The sequence below is a fragment of the Kitasatospora sp. NPDC005856 genome (assembly GCF_040629945.1).
Classification (GTDB): Bacteria; Actinomycetota; Actinomycetes; order Streptomycetales; family Streptomycetaceae; genus Kitasatospora.
The window spans coordinates 1-17817 of record NZ_JBEXWT010000059.1 but is presented as its reverse complement, the minus strand read 5'-3'; the positions used below and the strand labels follow the sequence as shown (position 1 = coordinate 17817).

At 71.5% G+C, this 17817-nt stretch carries 15 protein-coding genes and 3 pseudogenes; 9 read left to right on the top strand and 9 right to left on the bottom strand.

Annotation, left to right across the window (positions count from 1 at the left end; all coding sequences use genetic code 11):
• Positions 1–198: 198 nt before the first annotated feature.
• The 7 genes and pseudogenes from ABZ449_RS28730 to ABZ449_RS28700 all read left to right on the top strand — a co-directional run.
• Positions 199–375: pseudogene (locus ABZ449_RS28730) on the top strand (cytochrome P450); the annotation flags it as partial.
• Positions 376–639: 264 nt separating this feature from the next.
• Complete coding sequence (locus tag ABZ449_RS28725) at positions 640–1599, top strand: DUF4331 family protein (RefSeq protein ID WP_360351803.1); 960 nt, start codon at positions 640–642, stop codon at positions 1597–1599.
• A 216-nt stretch (positions 1600–1815) separates the two neighbouring features.
• Positions 1816–2181: a hypothetical protein gene (locus ABZ449_RS28720; protein ID WP_360351800.1), complete on the top strand. Its 366-nt coding sequence runs from the start codon at positions 1816–1818 to the stop codon at positions 2179–2181.
• A 1056-nt stretch (positions 2182–3237) separates the two neighbouring features.
• Positions 3238–4335 (top strand): substrate-binding domain-containing protein, encoded by a 1098-nt coding sequence (locus ABZ449_RS28715; protein ID WP_360351797.1) that lies wholly within the window; start codon positions 3238–3240, stop codon positions 4333–4335.
• 210 nt (positions 4336–4545) lie between these two features.
• Positions 4546–5337: an ATP-binding cassette domain-containing protein gene (locus ABZ449_RS28710; protein WP_360351794.1), complete on the top strand. Its 792-nt coding sequence runs from the start codon at positions 4546–4548 to the stop codon at positions 5335–5337.
• Positions 5334–6800, top strand: coding sequence for a sugar ABC transporter permease (locus ABZ449_RS28705; protein WP_360351791.1), 1467 nt, complete (start codon positions 5334–5336; stop codon positions 6798–6800). Before ABZ449_RS28710 ends, ABZ449_RS28705 begins: the two co-directional genes overlap by 4 nt.
• Before the next feature lie 282 nt (positions 6801–7082).
• Entirely contained in the window at positions 7083–7790 is a 708-nt protein-coding gene (locus ABZ449_RS28700) for a hypothetical protein (RefSeq protein ID WP_360351788.1), read from the top strand.
• A gap of 1387 nt (positions 7791–9177) precedes the next feature.
• On the opposite strand, the gene ABZ449_RS28695 is transcribed toward ABZ449_RS28700, so the two are convergent.
• The 3 genes from ABZ449_RS28695 to ABZ449_RS28685 form a co-directional block, all read right to left on the bottom strand.
• Positions 9178–9954: a hypothetical protein gene (locus ABZ449_RS28695; RefSeq protein WP_360351785.1), complete on the bottom strand. Its 777-nt coding sequence runs from the start codon at positions 9952–9954 to the stop codon at positions 9178–9180.
• Positions 9955–9968: 14 nt separating this feature from the next.
• Entirely contained in the window at positions 9969–10103 is a 135-nt protein-coding gene (locus tag ABZ449_RS28690; protein ID WP_360351782.1) for a hypothetical protein, read from the bottom strand.
• Between the two features lie 401 nt (positions 10104–10504).
• Positions 10505–12085 carry an RICIN domain-containing protein gene (locus ABZ449_RS28685; RefSeq protein WP_360351779.1) on the bottom strand — a complete coding sequence of 527 codons (1581 nt, stop codon included), beginning with the start codon at positions 12083–12085 and terminating at the stop codon, positions 10505–10507.
• Positions 12086–12548: 463 nt separating this feature from the next.
• Between ABZ449_RS28685 and ABZ449_RS28680 the strand changes: the two are divergent.
• Positions 12549–12812: pseudogene (locus ABZ449_RS28680) on the top strand (IS630 family transposase); the annotation flags it as partial.
• Between the two features lie 75 nt (positions 12813–12887).
• On the opposite strand, the gene ABZ449_RS28675 reads toward ABZ449_RS28680, so the two are convergent.
• The 6 genes and pseudogenes from ABZ449_RS28675 to ABZ449_RS28650 form a co-directional block, all read right to left on the bottom strand.
• Positions 12888–13265 carry a nuclear transport factor 2 family protein gene (locus tag ABZ449_RS28675; protein ID WP_360351776.1) on the bottom strand — a complete coding sequence of 126 codons (378 nt, stop codon included), beginning with the start codon at positions 13263–13265 and terminating at the stop codon, positions 12888–12890.
• Between the two features lie 297 nt (positions 13266–13562).
• On the bottom strand, positions 13563–14546 hold the full coding sequence (locus ABZ449_RS28670; protein WP_360351773.1) for a GNAT family N-acetyltransferase: 984 nt from the start codon (positions 14544–14546) through the stop codon (positions 13563–13565).
• 42 nt (positions 14547–14588) lie between these two features.
• Positions 14589–14750, bottom strand: a pseudogene (locus ABZ449_RS28665) (IS256 family transposase); the annotation flags it as partial.
• Between the two features lie 117 nt (positions 14751–14867).
• Positions 14868–15242, bottom strand: coding sequence for a hypothetical protein (locus ABZ449_RS28660; RefSeq protein ID WP_360351770.1), 375 nt, complete (start codon positions 15240–15242; stop codon positions 14868–14870).
• Between the two features lie 92 nt (positions 15243–15334).
• Positions 15335–15886, bottom strand: a complete 552-nt coding sequence (locus ABZ449_RS28655; RefSeq protein ID WP_360351767.1) for an NUDIX hydrolase — start codon at positions 15884–15886, stop codon at positions 15335–15337.
• Between the two features lie 207 nt (positions 15887–16093).
• Positions 16094–16810, bottom strand: a complete 717-nt coding sequence (locus tag ABZ449_RS28650; protein ID WP_360351764.1) for an MOSC N-terminal beta barrel domain-containing protein — start codon at positions 16808–16810, stop codon at positions 16094–16096.
• A gap of 416 nt (positions 16811–17226) precedes the next feature.
• Between ABZ449_RS28650 and ABZ449_RS28645 the strand changes: the two genes are divergently transcribed.
• Positions 17227–17817 (top strand): DinB family protein (locus ABZ449_RS28645; protein WP_360351761.1); only part of this gene is annotated, 591 nt, incomplete at its 3' end.

The window sequence follows — 17817 nt, the reverse complement described above, 5'->3', positions numbered from 1 at the left end:
GAGCGCTTCCCCGACCTCGCGCTCGCCCCGGGCACGCGGCTGGAGCCGGTCGACTCGCTGATCTCCAACGGACACCGGGCACTACCGGTACTGCTGGGCCCACCGGCACCGAAGGCCTCCTGAGACCCGGCGCCCGCGCTCCGCTTCTCGCGGCACACCCCGACCCGCCCACCTCACACACCCCGACCCGCCCACCTCCTGGGCGCGCCGCTGGCCCGCCTGGAGGGACGCACCGCGCTGAGCCGGCTGTTCGAGCGCTTCCCCGACCTCGCGCTCGCCCCGGGCACGCGGCTGGAGCCGGTCGACTCGCTGATCTCCAACGGACACCGGGCACTACCGGTACTGCTGAGCCCACGGGCACCGAAGGCCTCCTGAGACCCGGCGCCCGCGCTCCGCTTCTCGCGGCGCGCACCGACCCGCTCGCACGCCCGGGCCCGCCCCGCTCGCACGCCCGGGCCCGTCCGGGCTCGTCCCCGGGCTCGCCCGGGTGGCGCAGCGGGGCGGGCCGGGGGCCGCCGGGGCGTGTTAGCTATGGCCGCGGGGGGCGGGGGGGGTGTCCACGCGGACGCACGCGGATTCACGCGGATTCACGCGGATTCACGCGGGTGCACGCGAAGTACTGGCAGACCGGAGACCGTCGTGTCGCACCACCTCAGCGGACCGAACCTGCGCTCACCGGAGGGTGACGCGCGCCTGGACCTGACCGACCTGTTCGCCTTCCCCTCGCCGCAGCCGGGCCGGACGGTGCTGATCATGAACGTGAACCCGGTCGCGCCGTCCGGCGGGCAGGCGTTCCATCCGCAGGCGGTGTACCGGATCGACATCGACACCGACGGGGACCGGCGGGCCGACATCGCCTACGCCTTCACGTTCTCCGAGCCGGAGCCGGCGGGCGGGGCGCAGACGATGACGGTGCGGCGTGCCACCGGCGAGGGGGCGCGCGGGCCGGAGGCGGTCGGTGAGGTGCTGGTGGCGGACGCGCCGGTGAGTTTCACGGGCGAGCCGGCGGTGGTGGAGACGGGGGCGTACCGGGTGAGCGCGGGGCTGCGCAGCGACCCGTTCTTCGCGGACCTGGACGGGATCGTGAAGGACTTCCAGTGGACGGGGGTGGACTGGGGTGCGGACAAGAACGTGTTCGGGATCGTGCTGGAGGCGCCGGACGCGGCGTTCGGCGCCTCACCGCAGATCGGGGTGTGGGCGCGGGTGAGCGTGCGCAAGGACGGCCGGCTGGTGTCGGTGGACCGGGGTGCGCATCCGTCGCTGACGGCGTACTTCAACGAGGAGGACGTGAAGGACGCGTACAACGCCGGGGACCCGGTGGACGACTGGGAGAACTACCGGGACCCGTGGACGGCGAAGCTGCAGCACTTCGGCGGGTACACCACGGACGCGGCGCAGGCGCAACTGCGGATCGTGCTGCCGGACATCCTGCGCTACGACCGCTCCCGCCCGGCCGTCTACCCGAACGGGCGTACGCTGACGGACGACGTGACGTCGGCGCGGCTGACGATGCTCACCGACGGCAAGGTGTCCGGCGATCACATCGGGGCACACACCGATCTGCTGCCGCAATTCCCGTACCTGGGCCACCCGCACTGACCGGCCCCCGGCCCCGGCCCCCGTTCCTGGCGGCCGGCAGGACCGGGGGCCGGGGGCCGTCGTGTTCTCCGGCCCGCGTAGCACGGTCCCGGTCCCGGGGCGGGCAGGCGCGCCCCTGTCAGATGTCAGGGACCGCTGCGGGCGCCGGATTCCTAGGCTGACGGGCACCGGGCGGACGGATCGTCCGTCCTCGTACCAGCCAAGGGAGAACCACCCATGCGCAGGATCACCCACGCCGTCGCCGCGCTCGCCATGGCCGCCGCCGCCCTGACCACGATGGGGGCCGGCAGTGCCGGCGCCGCGGGCGGGGACTGGGCGGGCTGCCCGTCCGGCGCGGTCTGCGTCTACCCGCAGGACCAGGACCCGGCGGTCAACCCCAGTGCCGTCTACCGGAGCTACGACGCGCACAACCTGAGCGGCCAGTACGGCAACCACTGGGTGCTCAACAACCAGACCGGCGGCGCGCACGCCCGCCTGTGCCGGGCCTCGGGCGGCGGCGACTGCGTCTACGACATCGCGGCGCAGCGCGGCGTGTACTACGACCTGGGCCCGATCAACTCGATCACCCTCGACCGCCCCTGACGTTACGCCAGATCACGGCCTGGCGGCGCCCGCCGCCCGAGGAGAGCGGCGGGCACCCCCACGCTCGGGCCACCGGACGACCGAAGGGCCGAAGGGCGGCCGGGTGCGGCCAGAGTGCGACGAGGGGCCGGCAGGAATACGGCGGGGCGCGTACGACGACCCGGGCCCGGCCAACTCGACCCATCCCTGACGTTCTCCTGGCCACGACCTGGCGCGCCCACCGCCCGAGGGAAGCGGCGGGCACCCCCACGCTCGGGCCACCGGACGGCCGAAGGGCCGGAGTGCGGCCAGGTGCGGCGGGTGCGGCAGGGGTCGGCAGGAATACGGCGGGGCGCGTACGACGACCCAGGTCCGGTCAACTCGATCACCCTCGACCGCCCCTGACATTTCGCCTGGCCACGGCCTGGCGCGCCCACCGCCCGAGGGAAGCGGCGGGCACCCCTACGTTCGGGCCACCGGACGGCCCGGACGGCCGAAGGGCCGAAGGGCGGACAGGTGCGGCGGGTGCGGCGGGTGCGGCAGGGGTCGGCAGGAATACGACAGGGCGGCTACGACGACCCGGGCCCGGCCAACTCGACCACCCTCGACCATCCCTAACGTTCTCCTGGCCACGACCTGACGCGCCCGCCGCCCGAGGGGAACGGCGGGCACACCCACGCTCGGGACGCCGGACGACCGAAGGGCCGAAGGGCCGGAGTGCGGCCAGGTGCGGCGGGTTCGGCCGGGGTCGGCAGGAATACGGCGGGACGCGTACGACGACCCGGGCCCGGCCAACTCGACCACCCTCGACCATCCCTGACGTTCTCCTGGCCACGCCCTGACGCGCCCGCCGCCCGAGGGGAACGGCGGGCACACCCACGCTCGGGACGCCGGACGACCGGGGGGCCGGGGGGCCGGGGTGCGGCCGGGGCGTGGCCGGGGCGTGTTCATGAAGATAACGACTGGTGGTGGATTCCGGGGAGTCTGGTTTTACTTATTGACGTCATGTACGCGTCCAGGGTTGACTCCCCCCACCCCCGCCGCGAAGCCCGCGGCGACCCCAGGGAGAGGTATCCGATGAACGCCGTACTGCGTCGCGCCGTCGTCTCCGCCGTGGGCCTCGCGCTGACCCTGTCCATGACCGCCGCGTGCGGGAAGGCGGGCGGCGCCAAGAACGAGGCGTCCGCCGCCGGCAACCCGAACGCCATCGGCCTGCTGCTGCCCGAGAACGCCTCCTCCGTGCGCTACGAGTCCTTCGACCGGCCGTTCATCGAGGCCAAGGTCAAGTCCCTGTGCGCCGAGTGCAAGGTGCTGTACAACAACGCCGAGGGCAGCGCCGCCAAGCAGAAGCAGCAGTTCGACACCCTGCTCGCCCAGGGCGTCAAGGTGATCGTCCTCGACCCCTACAACGCCAAGTCCACCCAGGGCTGGGTCCAGGAGGCCGCCGCCAAGGGCGTCAAGGTCGTCGCCTACGACCGCCTCGCCGCCGGCCCGGTCGCCGCGTACACCTCCTTCGACAACGAGAAGGTCGGCGAACTCCAGGGCCAGGCCCTGCTGGACGCGCTCGGCGCGCAGGCCGCCGAGGCGAACATCGTCATGATCAACGGCGACGACGCCGACCCCAACTCCGCCCAGTTCAAGTCCGGCGCCCACAAGGTCCTCGACGGCAAGGTCAAGAAGGTCCTCTACGAGCAGTCCGGGCAGTGGGAACCCACCGTCGCCGGACAGAAGATCTCCGCCGCCGTCACCGAGTTCGGCAAGAACGGCTTCCAGGCCGTCTACTCCGCCAACGACGGCATGGCCGCCGCCATCATCACCCAGCTCCAGGGCGCCGGCATCAAGGTCCCCGTCGGCGGCCAGGACGCCGGCCTGGACGCCATCCAGCGCATCGTGGCCGGCGACCAGGCGTACACCATCTACAAGGCCTACCGCCCCCTCGCCGACAACGCCGCCGAACTGGCCGTCGCCCTGCTCAAGGGCAAGGACGTCAAGACCATCGCCACCGCGAGCGTCGACAGCGCCACCGACAAGAACATCCCCGCCACACTCCTGGACGCCAAGATCGTCACCAAGGCGAACATCGCCACAACCGTCCTGGCCGACGGCCTCTACAAAACCTCCGACATCTGCACCGCCGACTACACCGCCGCGTGCGCCGCCGCCGGCCTCAAATAGCCCACCGGGCCCCCGGGCAGCCCCCCGGGCCCTCCTCACGCTCCCAGCCTCTCGACCCCTCAGGCCCCTCCTCAGGCCCCTCGGCCCCTCAGGCCCCTCGGCCCCTCGGCCCCTCAGGCCCCCAGCCCGTCAGGCTCCCAGCCTCTCGACCCCTCAGGCCCCTCCTCAGGTACCGCCCCAAGTAGCCGCTCCCCCAAGGTGGTTGTTCCCGTGACAGGCACACCCGTCCTGCAGCTGCGCTCGGTCTCCAAGCGCTTCGGTGCCGTCCAGGCCCTCACCGACGTCGACCTCACCGTCCACGCCGGCGAGGTACTCGCCCTCGTCGGCGACAACGGCGCCGGAAAGTCCACCCTCGTCAAGACCATCGCCGGCGTCCACCCCGTGGACGAGGGCACCCTCGCCTGGCACGGCGAACCGGTACGCCTGACCCGACCCCAGGACGCCACCGCCCTCGGCATCGCGACCGTCTACCAGGACCTCGCGCTGTGCGACAACCTCGACGTCATCGCCAACCTCTTCCTCGGCCACGAGAAACGCCGCCGCGCCCTGCTCGACGAGGTCGCCATGGAACAACACGCCCGCCGGCTGCTGGACACCCTCGCCATCCGCATCCCCGACGTGCGCACCCCCGTGGCCGCACTGTCCGGCGGGCAGCGCCAGGTCGTCGCCATCGCCCGCGCCCTGGTCGGCGAACCGGCCCTGGTGATCCTGGACGAACCCACCGCCGCCCTCGGCGTCGAACAGACCGCCCAGGTCCTCGACCTGGTCGAACGACTACGCGAACGCGGCCTGGCCGTCGTCCTGGTCAGCCACAACATGGCCGACGTACGGGCGGTCGCCGACACCGTCGCCGTCCTACGCCTGGGCCGCAACAACGGCGTCTTCCCGGTGGCCGACACCACCCAAGAACAGATCATCGCCGCGATCACCGGCGCCACCGACAACGCCCACACCCGCCGGGCCCGCCGCACCGGACACACCCAGGAGGCCCAGGCCCAATGAACACCCCCGAAACACCCACCACCCACCCCTCCCCCACCAACCCAGCCCCCACCAACCCCTCCACCGACGGCCCGGACCCCACCGGCCCCTCCACCGGCGCGGAACCCACCGGCCCGGGCACCGCAGGCACGAGCACCACAGGCACGGGCACCACCGGCCTGGACCCCACCGGCCCCTCCACCGATCCCTCCCCCACCGGCCAGGCCCCCGCCGACCCCTCCCCCATCGGCGCTTCCAGCGGCCCGGCCGCGGACCCGCGGCTGCTCGCGCCCGCGCCGGGCTGGGCGGGCCGGTGGCACAGCACCCGACGGCGCCTGGCCTCCGGCGAACTCGGCTCACTGCCCGTCGTCGTCGGACTGGTCGTCATCGCCGTCGTCTTCCAAACCGTCACCCACCACTTCCTCCAGGCCGACAACCTCACCAACATCACCCGCTTCATCGCCGGCCCCGGACTGATCGCGGTCGGCGTCGTCTTCGTCCTGCTCCTCGGCGAGATCGACCTCTCCCTCGGCTCCGTCGCCGGCGCCAGCGCCGCGATAGCAGCCGTCCTGACCGCGCGCCAGGGATGGAGCGAGTGGGTGGCCATCCTCGCCGCCCTCGGCGCGGCCTGCGTCATGGGCCTGCTCCACGGCCTGTTCTTCGCCCGCGTCGGCGTGCCCGCCTTCGTGGTCACCCTCGCCGGCATGCTCGCCTGGAGCGGCCTGCAGGAATACGTGCTCGGCGACGGCGGCACCGTCAACAACCGCCACGACGGCATCATCGCCGGCCTGGACAGCACCTTCCTCGGCGACGGCGACATCGCCTACGCCTGGACCCTCGCGATCCTCGCCCCCGCCCTCTACCTCGCCGCCCGCCTGCACACCACCCGCCGCCGGCGCGCCGCCGGCCTCACCGCACCCCCCACCACCGACACCGCGATCCGCGCCGCCACCCTCGCCGTCCTCACCCTCGCCACCGCCTACACCCTCAACCAGGACCGCGGCCTGCCACTGTCCCTCGTCGTCCTGCTCGCCGCCGTCCTGACCACCGACTTCGTGCTACGCCGCACCCGCTACGGCCGCCAGGTCTTCGCCGTGGGCGGCAACGTCGAAGCCGCCCGACGCGCGGGCGTCAACGTCGCCCGGATCCGCATCTCCGTCTTCATACTCTCCGCGTTCCTCGCCGGCCTCGGCGGCCTCTTCTACGCCTCCCAACAAGGCTCCGCCGACAAACAACTCGGCGGCGGCAACGTCCTCATGAGCGCCATCGCCGCAGCCGTCATCGGCGGCACCAGCCTCTTCGGCGGCCGCGGCAAAACCTGGTCCGCACTCCTGGGCATCCTCGTCATCCAATCCATCACCACCGGCCTCGACATGGTCCACGCCGCCCAAGCCATCCAATACATGATCACCGGCGCCGTCCTACTCGCCGCCGTCGTCCTCGACTCCCTCACCCGCCACACCCGCACCACCCGCCACAGATAGCACCCGACACCCACAACCGCGCCCCCAGCCCGGCACCCCGCACCACGGGAAACCCGCCACCCACCCAGCAACCCGCCACCCACTCGGGTCCGACTCAGGAACTCGCCACCCACTCGGGTCCGACTCAGGAACTCGCCACCCACCCCGGAACTCGCCACCCACCCACGAACTCGCCACCGGCTCAGGAGCTTGCCTCCCACCCAGGAAATCGCCACCGGCTCAGGAACTCGCCTCCCACTCGGGAGCTTGCCTCCCGCTCCGACACCGCGAGAGGATCGGCCGGTGTTCGAACTGCTCCCCGGCCTCGGGGTCCGACTGCCGGGCGCGGCGGGCACCCTGCGCTTCGGCGCACACGAACGGGCGACGGCCCAGGCCCTGGCCACGCTCGGCCCCCTCCTGCCCAGACCCGTACCCGGCACGCCCTGGAGCCGCACCGCCCGCTGGGCCGACATCGAAGTGACCGCCGCCGCCGAGGAACCGGACGGGGACACAGCGGAACCCGGCAAGCCCCTACTGCAGTCCGTCGAGCTGAGCCGCAGCCCATCGGCCTCGCACACACCGAGCACCACACCCGTCGTCCTCGCCGACATCGACCTCTTCGGCTACCCCGCCACCGAGGTCCTCGAAGCCCTGAAAGCCCTGGAAGCCCTGGGCCACGGCCTGCCCGCCGAACTCTCACTCAGACCGCGGAAGGGACACCGCTACCTGACGGCCCTCACCCTGCAGGCCACCCCACCGCCCCCACCACCAGGCCGCCGAACCCAGGCCACGACACAAACCGCCGAAATCGAACGCGCCCTCACCGACCACCGGTTCCTGTGGACCACGGAACGCGACCACTGGCAACTCCTCGAAACCGACAACGGCCACCTCATCCAACGCCGAGACGCCCCATGGACCCAACTACTCATCTGCAACGACACCCTCGCACAACGAATCACCACCGAAATGCTCACCGCCGGCATAAACGTCATCCCAGAACAACCCTGACCCCTCCCCTCCCACTTCACGGCCCCCCGGCCGGGCTGCCGCACAACGCAACCCAGTAACGCTCCCCCTCCCCCGGCCCCGCCCGCGCCACCCGGCCGAACCCCCACCCGAACCCCCCGCACGGCAGAACCCAGCGACACCCCCCTCGGCAACGACGCCTTGGCGCAGCGGATCACGGCCGAGATGCCCACCGCCGGCGTGGAGGTCGTCCCGGAACAGTTCTCACCCCTCCCCTCCCACGTCGCGGCGCCCGGCCGAACACCCCGGCCACCCCCGCCCGGATCACCGCACGGCGCAACCCAGTGACACTCCCCCTTCTCCCCCGACCCCCGCTCGCGACAGCCGGCCGAACTCCCCACCCGGATCCCCGCGCCGGGTACGCGGTGGCCGGTCCTGCCCTGGCTCCACACCAGGCGATGGGATTACCGGAACCGCCCGGGACCGCCCAGGGGCCGCTGCGCGTCCCGGCGTTCGACAAGCGGGCGGCCGCCGGCCCGGCTCGTACGCGGTCCGCCGGCTCCGCCCACGACACCTCTCCCGCCCGCGGCTGCCTCCTCGTGACCGTCACACCCAACGGCGCCACCACGACATCCACCGACGGCCGAGACGGACCTTCGACACCTCAACGCTGCCCCCAGGTCGATGGCGGCCTCGGGCATACCCGCGGTCGCTGCCGCCCTGAAGCGAGTCCGGGAACGGGGAACCCGAGTACTCGATCTGCGCTGTGAAGCCGTGCGACGGGTGGACGACGATCCGTTCCCCGGCATCGTCGAGGTCCGGTTCACCGACGCTACGGGACAGCCCCGGTCACTGATCGACAAATGCGCGATCCTCGCCCAGCCCAGTGAGCTGACCCCCCCACGCCGACCACCCCGTCGAGGTCACGGTGGCGTGCGCCATCCACGACCACGCCGAAGCGACGACCGCGGATGGAGTCGTGACGGTCACCACCTCGCCGCACGGCGTCACGACACCACACGGACGCGAGGAGTTCACGGTCAGGTAGGACCAACCCATCCACTGAACAACCGTCACCCCGGCTGCCAGGCCCCCAACGCCCGGGCGAGCCACCTGCTCTGCGCGGGCGTGATGCCATCGGCCAGCTGCCGAGCGAAGCGCGGACTTCCCGGAACGTCACACCGGAGGACCCCGACGAAGGCGCGCCCGCGCCCCACCACCCACCATCCGCCCCATCGCCGGCCGCCTCGCGGTGCACTCCAACAGGCGGGCACCCAGAACAGGCGCCGCAGGACGAAGTCCGCAAGACGCCCCACATTCTCCGGCCGTGCCCCGACCGCAACCAGCGCCACCCACACCACCCCGGCAGCATCCGGCGGCAGCTGGGCGTCACCGAGCACCGGCAGCAGAACCAGCAACCCCACACAGGTCATGCACACCGCGCGCCGCCCGGTCGGGCATGCCAGCGAGGTGGGTCAGCTCCCGCCACGACAAACCCAGCCCCCCACCGAAGTTCCGACCCCGGGAAACGGACGCCGACAGCAGCCAGACGACCCCGCACCCGGCCCCAGCCGGGATGGAGGACCAGGTACTCCGTTCCCCAGTCCGTCGGCAGGTCGCAGCTGTACAGCAGCACCGCATGCCCGCCCCCGAACGGCACACGCGCCTCCAACCCCACCACCAACGCCGCCTCCCACACGGCATCAGCCCCAGCAACATCCGTGCCGAACCACCCCGCGACCACCTCGCGCTCCGTGCCGGCCACCGCGCAATGCCGGGCCAGGTACGCGGCCCACCACCGCGGTCCGGCCACCGTCCCATGGTCTGGCCCGTCGTGCAGCACCGGGCCAGACTCCCACACCCCGCCACACAAGACCGGTACCCACCGTCGGCCACCCCTCCCGGGCAGCGACCAAGCCGGGCGGCAACCGGTGAGGGAGACGGGGACGTCGAAGACACCGAGGGCTTCGAGGAGTTCGCCGGTGTCCGCCTCGGAGTTCGGGCGGGGATCGGCGAGGAGGGCGTCGTGGCAGTCGGCCAGGCGGCGGGTGGTCTCGGCGAGCGGGATGGCGAGGGCCAGGCAGACCGCCCGGGCGACGGGCAGGGGCTGGTGACCGAGCCGGGCGATCAGGGCGTAGGTCGCGGCCGGGGTGGCACCACGGGAGAGCGTACGGCGGGCCAGGGCGACGAGGGAGGGCTGGTACATGGGGGGTTCGGCCTTCAGACGGTGACAAGGGCGACGGACACGGGAGCAGGGGCGACCAGCACCCAGACGAACTCGCCGATACCACCCGGGCGGGAGGCGCAGCCCCAGCGCTCCGCCAACTGGTCAACGAGGAACAGCCCCGCCCGCACTCCTCGTCCGCCACAGCGGCCCCCAGGGTCGGGCACCCGGATCCGGCATCGTGCACCTCCAACCGCAGACGGGAGAGGTCCCGGCGTGCCGTCGGTGACGGGGTTGTCGGAGGAGCGCGAGCGTGTTGCTCGCACGCGGGTGGAGATTCCTCGGGCCGAGTCGAGGCAGGCGGAGGCCGCGTGCGGCGTCATCCGGACTCGCGGGTCCGGAACCCGGGGCCACTGTTCACTCCGACGATCGGGATCACCGGCAGCGAGCCGTGTCGGCACATGGGTCCGTCCGAACAGCAGAGACCGCCCGGCCCTGGTGGCCCGAGCGGTCTCTCCGCGTTTCCCGGCACGTTACCCGGCACGTTACCCGGCACGTTTCCCGGTCCGCTGCGCGAGCGGTGGACGTCGGGTCAGTCGCGGGTGGTCCAGCGCTGGGTGGCGCTGGTCGCGGAGGGCGCCGTGAGCGTCGCGCCCATGCCGGACTGGCTGCTGGGGGTGTCGAGGACGTAGCCGGTGTTCGGGTCGGTGATCTTCAGGCTGCCGTCGTCGTTCCGTGCGACCCGCCACTTCTGGGACGCGGACTGCGGGTCGGACGGCTTCACCGTGACCCGGTAGCTCGGGTAGCCGCTGGACGTCAGGGAGAGGGAGGGGTTGCAGCCGTCGTGGATGCGCACCGTGCCGTCCGCGTTGGCGTCCAGCCGCCACTGCTGCCCGAGGTCGGACGCGCTCTTGTCGTAGATGGAGGCGTAGCTGTTGGGGAGCACCATGCAACCGCCGCCCTGGTGCGACAGCACGAGGTTGCCACCGTTGGAGAGGAAGTGGGGCCGGCCGTCGCCGACGGGCAGGGGCCCGTAGTAGATGGTGTGCTTGGCCAGCAGGTCGAGCGCCGTGCCGGTGGTGGCGAGCGGCGGGACGGCGGCGGGGCGGACGGTCTTGAAGTAGTCGGCGAACGTGGACGACGTGTGGTCGAGCATCACCTTGGCGGTCCCCTGCCAGCCCCCGTCGACCTTCCGCCACAGGTCGAGCAGGGAACCGGCGACGTTGCCGGAGACCGCGTCGCCGATGTCCCAGCCGCTGCCGTAGGTGAACTCGGTGCTGCTCCCGTCCGCCCACACGTAGCGGTTGTCGCCGAGCAGGTAGGCGCCGACGGCGCTGGCGAAGCCCTCGGCCCAGGCGCAGGAGCGGTTGCTGGCCACCCGGACGGACGTCGGAGCGCAGATGCCCTCGGACGGTATGCCGCCGTAGAGGCGGTCCATGAGGAAGTGGCCGCCTTCGTGCAGGACGATGTGCTCGGAGTCGGGGTCGGCGTCGGGGAGGGTGATGGTGTTGTCGAGGTCGTACACCGGGCCGCTGGTCATGCCGGGGGCCCAGAAGACGGTGAGCTCGGTGCAGGAGTTGCTGTTCGGCTCGCGGGCGCTCCAGCAGTCGCTGACCGGGTTGCCGCGGCCCCACCACAGGAGGTTGAGGGTGTCGAGGACGTGCCAGGCCCGGGAGGTCTGGGCCGGGGGCTTGATGACGCCGAGGGAGGCACTCGCGGAGAGGTTCTGCTGGACCGGCGAGTCGACGGTGTACCGGGAGGCGGGCAGGTCCGGGGTCAGAACCCTCCACATCCTGGTGCTCTCGGAGGAGAACCGCACCCACATGCTGTTCATCGTCGTGGTGGTCGTGGGGGTGTAGCAGAGGTTGAAGCCGCCGTCGGACACGGCGGTGAGGTCGTAGACGCCGAGCGCGTGCGGGGTATCGGAGGCCTTCTCGCTGCCCCACAGCTCGACGTTGGCGTTGCGGACGGGTTTGGTCCGGGTGGGCTTGGACGGGCCCTCCTCGGCGTTCTGGTAGTCGAACTGGAAGATGCCGCTCAGGCAGATCGGGCTCGCGGCGACCGCCGCCGAGGCGGGGGCCGCCGCGAGCGGGACGACGGCGAGCACGGCGAGCAGCGCCGTGCCGAGGGCGGCGAGCCGTCGGGTCAGGCGGGTGCGCAGGGGTATGGCCATCGAGGTCCTCTCGGTGAGGCCGCCGGCCGCGACCGGGCATCGATACGGATGCGGGCGTTCGGCGGCGGTCGGTCACTGTTCGCGTGCCCATGGTCGGTGCACGGTTCCGCTCGCGGTAGGGCGTACGGGAGGCGGGTGCGGCTTGCGAGGCGCCGCACGCGCCGGTGGTGAAAGAACTCCCGTGGCCGGGTGGCGGCTTGCGTCGCCGCCCGAACCGAGCAGGAATCTACACAGCCCAGTCACGAAGGGAGTGTCGTATTCCGGTTTTCCCCGCTCAACGGTCACAACCGGCCACGCTTTGACCGGTTCTGGTCATGCGTCAGAGACGCTTCAAGCCAACAACCGTTCCTGAATCCCTAGTTGAGTCATCGCCACTTCGCGGATCGCTCACGAGCGTCGCCGCTTCCCGCCGGTCGACGGCCTCGAACTCACACCCACCGAGCTCGACAGAGCAACGGCCTCGCAGGTCGAGCTGTGGCTCACCCCGGCCTACGCTCCCCGGGCCCACCCGATCGAGGCCCGTTTCGGCCCGCTGGGGCAGTTCACCCTGGCCGACGCCCGCCACCGCGGCCACCCCGCGCGAACCCGGGCACTGCACCGCTACCTGCGCCGGCACAACACCAGCGCCCGCCACCGCGACGTACTCGCCGCCCCCCGCAAGGAGCGCGCCCGCATCCGCAGCGGAAAGGGCATCCGCTGGGGCCGACGCCCCCTCGACACCGCAGCCCGACCGACCGCGAACCGCAGCTCGGCGAACGCCGAAGGGGCAGGTTCAGGAGATGGACAGCGACAGAAGGACGACTCAGGAGGCGGACGGCTCGATCTCCCCCGCGAAGACGATGAACTGGTCGATCAGGCTCCGCCGCAGATGGACGACGTCCGTTCCCGCCAGGCGGGGGCCTCCGTCAGGCGTGGTGAAGACCCACTGGTACCGGGCCCATTCGCCAGGCATGTCCACCGCCGAGCAGCGCACCATCGTGCCGGGCCCCGCCGGGTGGCGCCGGATGTCCAGCACGAACCGCTCGACCGCCGCGATTCCCTCGCTGCGACCCAACGGCCCCCAGAAGACCACGTCCGAGGTCAGGGCCCGGGAGAGCAGGGCAGTCACATAGCTGTCGTCCGAGGCGTTGAACGCGGAGATGAACGTGTCGATCGCGGAGCGTGCCGTCTCTTCCTGCATACCCCAGTAATACCAGCCGTTGCGCGTGCGCTCGCCCCACGAACCGCCTTCCGATCACGGTGAACCATCCCGGTCACAGCACCGGGCGGGCCGCGGAACATCCCGGCCTTCCCGGTTCGGGCCCGGGAGCCGTTCGGAACCGCTGTCCGCAGTGGCGAGTTCGGCGAGGTCTGGGCCGGGTCCCCTGGCCGACCGCACCGAGGACCGGGTCACGCTGCCGGCGGACCCGCTCGCCGGGGAGGGGAAGAGGCATTGTCAACTCCTGTGGACTGACCTGGCAGTCCACTGACGGGTCGATCAAGCAAGCGACTTGCGGTAACGGACGTACTCGTTCTGCCGCCGGAACCCCACACTCTCGTAAAGGTCGTAGGACCGGTGCGGATTTGCCGTGCCCGTGAACAGCCGCGCGGTCGTCGCACCCTGCTCACGAAGGCTCCGCAGCCCTTCCAGCAGCAGGACCCGGCCGATTCCGAGGCGTCGCCGGTCCGTCCGGACACTCAGCTCTTCCACCTCGCCCACCGTAGGGTCGTGACGACGGATGGAGCAGAGGGCGACACCGACCATGTCCTGCCCGTTCCAGGCAGCCCTCCAGCATGCCGGATCGGCGGTGTCGACGAAGTCCTGGAAAGGCCATCTCTGAGCGAAGCTGGTGTCCGCGTACGAATCGACGACCATCCTCCAGGCCGCACGGTAATGGCTTGTCCCGATCGGCCCTGTCCATATCCCGGCCGGCAGTTCGCCGCCCGGCTCGGGCACCTGCTGCAGATCGCCCAGCTCCAGCTCAACCAGGCTGAAGACACGTCGATAGCCCGCTGCGCGCAGAAGTGTCGTAGCGTCCTGCTCAGAGACCATGGCGTTCGCACCGACCACGGCCGTCCGCGCCGTTCCATGCTGTTCGACGAGCTGGCGAATCCGTTCTTCGGCCCAGCACAGCATGGCTGAGCCGATGCCCCGACCGCGATGCTCGGGCAAAAGGTGACCTCGGTGCAGGTAGAGCCACGTATCGTCCCGCTCTTGCCACCACCGGATCGTCGAGTAGCCGACGACGACCCCGTCGAGCACCACCAGGATCTGGTTCTTGGACGGCTCCTCCAGCTTGGCGGAGGCTTCGGCGATCTCAGCCGCTGTCGGGAGCCCTTCCACAACCGAACGGGCATCGACTCGATCCAGTTCAGCACAACCCAGCCGCACCGCGGCCATGGCGCCGTGGTCTTCGTCGCCGCGATACGGCCGGAACCCGAAGCCGACCGGAAGGTCCTGCCCTGCCATGCCATCCGACATGACCGGATGGTCTCGAACTTCGAGGCAGGTCCGCCACCCCATTCACGCCACCGTCGACTGCGACCGTTCAACGAGCTGGCCGCGTTCAAAACCGGCCCCGGCACGGACGAGGACAACGAGGTGGGGAGCATCCACGGCTCGCCAGCAGGCCTGAACTCACTCGACGAGCCTGAACACCATCACCAGGGCGGCGGCCCGGGATCCCCCGAAGGCGAACTCGCTGGTCCCGCAGCCGTCGTCGTGCACCGGAATCGTCGGCGCCTGCACCGACGCGCCGCCGCGTCTTCGCCGAGTGGCTGCGGCGGTCCGGGTGGGAGGCCGTCAGGTCCGATAGGTGAACCCGCCGAGGTAGTGCAGCGGGGTGCCGTGCGGGTTGGCGACCACATTGGGGGTGAAGACGCAGATCGCGGCGTCGGCCGGCTCGGTCGACTCCACGTGCGGCAGCCACTGGTCGGCGTACGAGGCGTCCCGAAGGAGCACCTCGGGGACGACCGGAGTGAGGTGGCCGTCGTCCCGGGCGTGAACGACTTCGACGCACATCGGTTCGAGCTCCGCGATTCCGGCGTGCGCCATGAACGCGGACGGCTCCGCGTCCCCGTTCCCCGACCACCTCTCGTCGACGTAGTCGCGGATGTCCTCGCCCGAGGAGAACCGTCCGCGCGAGAGGAAGACGTGGACCACGCCGGGTTCGACCATCCGACGATTGTCGCCCGGCGCCGACCCCGCGCGCGACCCGCCGTGAGAGGACGTCGACACATCGGACCCGTCATCATCGAGTTGACGTGTGGTCACTTCCGGAACGCACTCCCGGGCCGCCGGGCGAGCACCTGGAGCAGGCCGGCGACCGCGACGCCCGCCACGATCTCCCGCCGCTCGATCATGCCCTGGATCCGGGAGAGCGGGATCCACTCGATCCGGTCGGCCTCATGGGTGTCCACCGGCGGTGCGACGTAGGTGGCGCCGCGGGCGAGGAAGACGTGGTGTTCGGCGTTGCTCATGCCGCCGATGGGCTGGAAGTAGGCGAGTACCTCGACCTCGTCCACCCGCCAGCCGGTCTCCTCGAGCACCTCGCGGACCGCCGCGGCCTCGAAGGACTCCCCGTCCTCGACGATGCCGCTGGGAATCTCCCAGCTCCAGGTGTCCGTCGCGAAGCGGTGCCGCCACATCATCAGCACCTCCTCCCGGTCGTTGACCACCACGGTCGCCGCGACCGGCGCGAACCGCACCAGGTGGTGCTCGTACCGTTGCCTGCCGAGCGGCTCGACGTCGACCAGGTCGAGCCCCACCCACGGACTCGTGTAGACGGGGCGGCTGCCGTGAACGGTCCACTCACTGCTCACTCGTACCTCGCGGTCTCGGTTGGCCGGGTCGGCGCCATCCTGCCAGAGGCCCTACGAGGGCGGCACGGCCCACTGGAAGACTGCGTGGAGCGGGTGCCGGAAGCCGAGATGGTGAAGCGACTGCCGGACTCGAGCGATCGGCGCAGTGACACCGGCCGGCGCTTCCGACCGGGTCCCAGCGGCGACCGGCCCCGGGCAGACGGTGCCTCAGAGCAGTTCGACGGTGTCGCCGAGCCGCACACGTCCCGGGTGCGTGACCGTGGCCAGCACGTCCAGCCGCGTGTCGTGTGCCTGTGCGACGGCTCGCAGGATCAGCGGGGAATGCGGCAGGTCCTGCTGCGCCTCGTTGATCATCACGCATCGCTCGCTGGAGCGCTCGAACCCAATGCGCAGGGCGTCCCCGATCCGGGCGGCGCCGCCGATCCACTCGTCCTCCACGAACGCGGGCGTGCCCGGTGGTGTCCGCACCAGCAGGTTCGGCCGGAACCGGCGCTCATCGACGGGCACGCCGGGAACGGCCGAGCCGACCCAGTCGAGGGTGGCCGTCGTCAGGACGCTGAGCGGGAGCTGATCGACGTGCGAGACCGTGCCCTCGCGAGCCACGTCGACATCGTCGCGGCCCAGGTAGCGCCGCACGTAGCCGGTGGGGTCCGGTACCGGGACGCCGTCCGGGTCCAGCAGCTCGGGCACCTTCGTGACCACTCCCCCGGGATACCGGGAGCGCAGCCGCAACAGCCCCGGCATCCGCCGGAACCGGCGCGTGTTCTTGCCCGAACCGAACCTGCCCTCGGCGTCCCGCACCGCGTAGAGCCTGTCGCCGACGACGCCCCGGGCATCGACGGCGGCCTCGTCCAACAGCTCACCGCCGGTGGACTTGATGGGGTACCGCCAGATTCGCTCGACCGTGCCGAGCACCCTGCTCATCTCCACATCTCCCCTGTGTCGCTCGCCCGTCGGCTTCCTGCGTCGGCCCTCGTCCCGACACCGGCGAGGACCGCCGCCTTCACCCGGTCCACTGCCGCGCGGCCGGGCAGGCGGTGGCGCGGCCACGGAAACGTCAGGCGCGAGGACGCGAGGCCCGTCTCGGTGACGACGACGGTGAGCGCGCCCATCGATCGCGACGCCCCCGGTGCCACGGTCCGCGTGAACCGCACCGACGCCTGGGGCGGCCGACCACAGGACAGTGCTGCACGAGTGACCGATGCCGAACGGGCGACAGCACAGACCGTAGGCGCGCAACCGAACAAACCTCAAGGATCCTGCCCGAATTCGGGCAGGATCCGGGCCCTGAAGGCCGACGGCGGACCGATCGTGTCGAGCCGGCCTTGTAGTCTCTGCGCATGCCACAGTCCGGACAACCCCGCATGCCGGTGAGCGGGAAGCACGTACGCCAGGCCGTCGCCCACTGCGTCGACGCCCTCGAAGGCATCCCCGCCGCCCGATGGCAGTCCCGGGCCGGCGACTTGGAGTGGACGGCCTGGGAGACCCTCGAACACCTCGCGGACGACCTGCTCACGTACGCGCTGCGGTTCGGGCTCGCGCAGCCCATCGCCGCACCGCGCGTCCCGCTGCGCGCGTCCCGTGATCGACCGGCCGGCCCGGCCAATGTCGTCTTCGGGGACCGCGAGGCAGGGCCCCGCGGGCTGCTGACCGTCGTGGAGGCCTGCGGCGGGCTGCTCGCGACCGTCGTCGACACAGCCGACGCAACCACCTTGGCCCCCCACGTCTTCGGCGCCTCCGACCCGGAGGGCTTCGCGGCCATGGCCGTCGTCGAGACCCTGGTCCACACCCACGACATCGCTCACGGCCTGAACCGCGCATGGGAGCCCCCGCACGACCTGGCGGTTTCTAGGGGTCGTTGCAACACGTGGTCGGTTGATCAGGCCGCGATGAGTTTATGCAGGCGCTCGGCTGGGGTTTCCCAGCCGAGC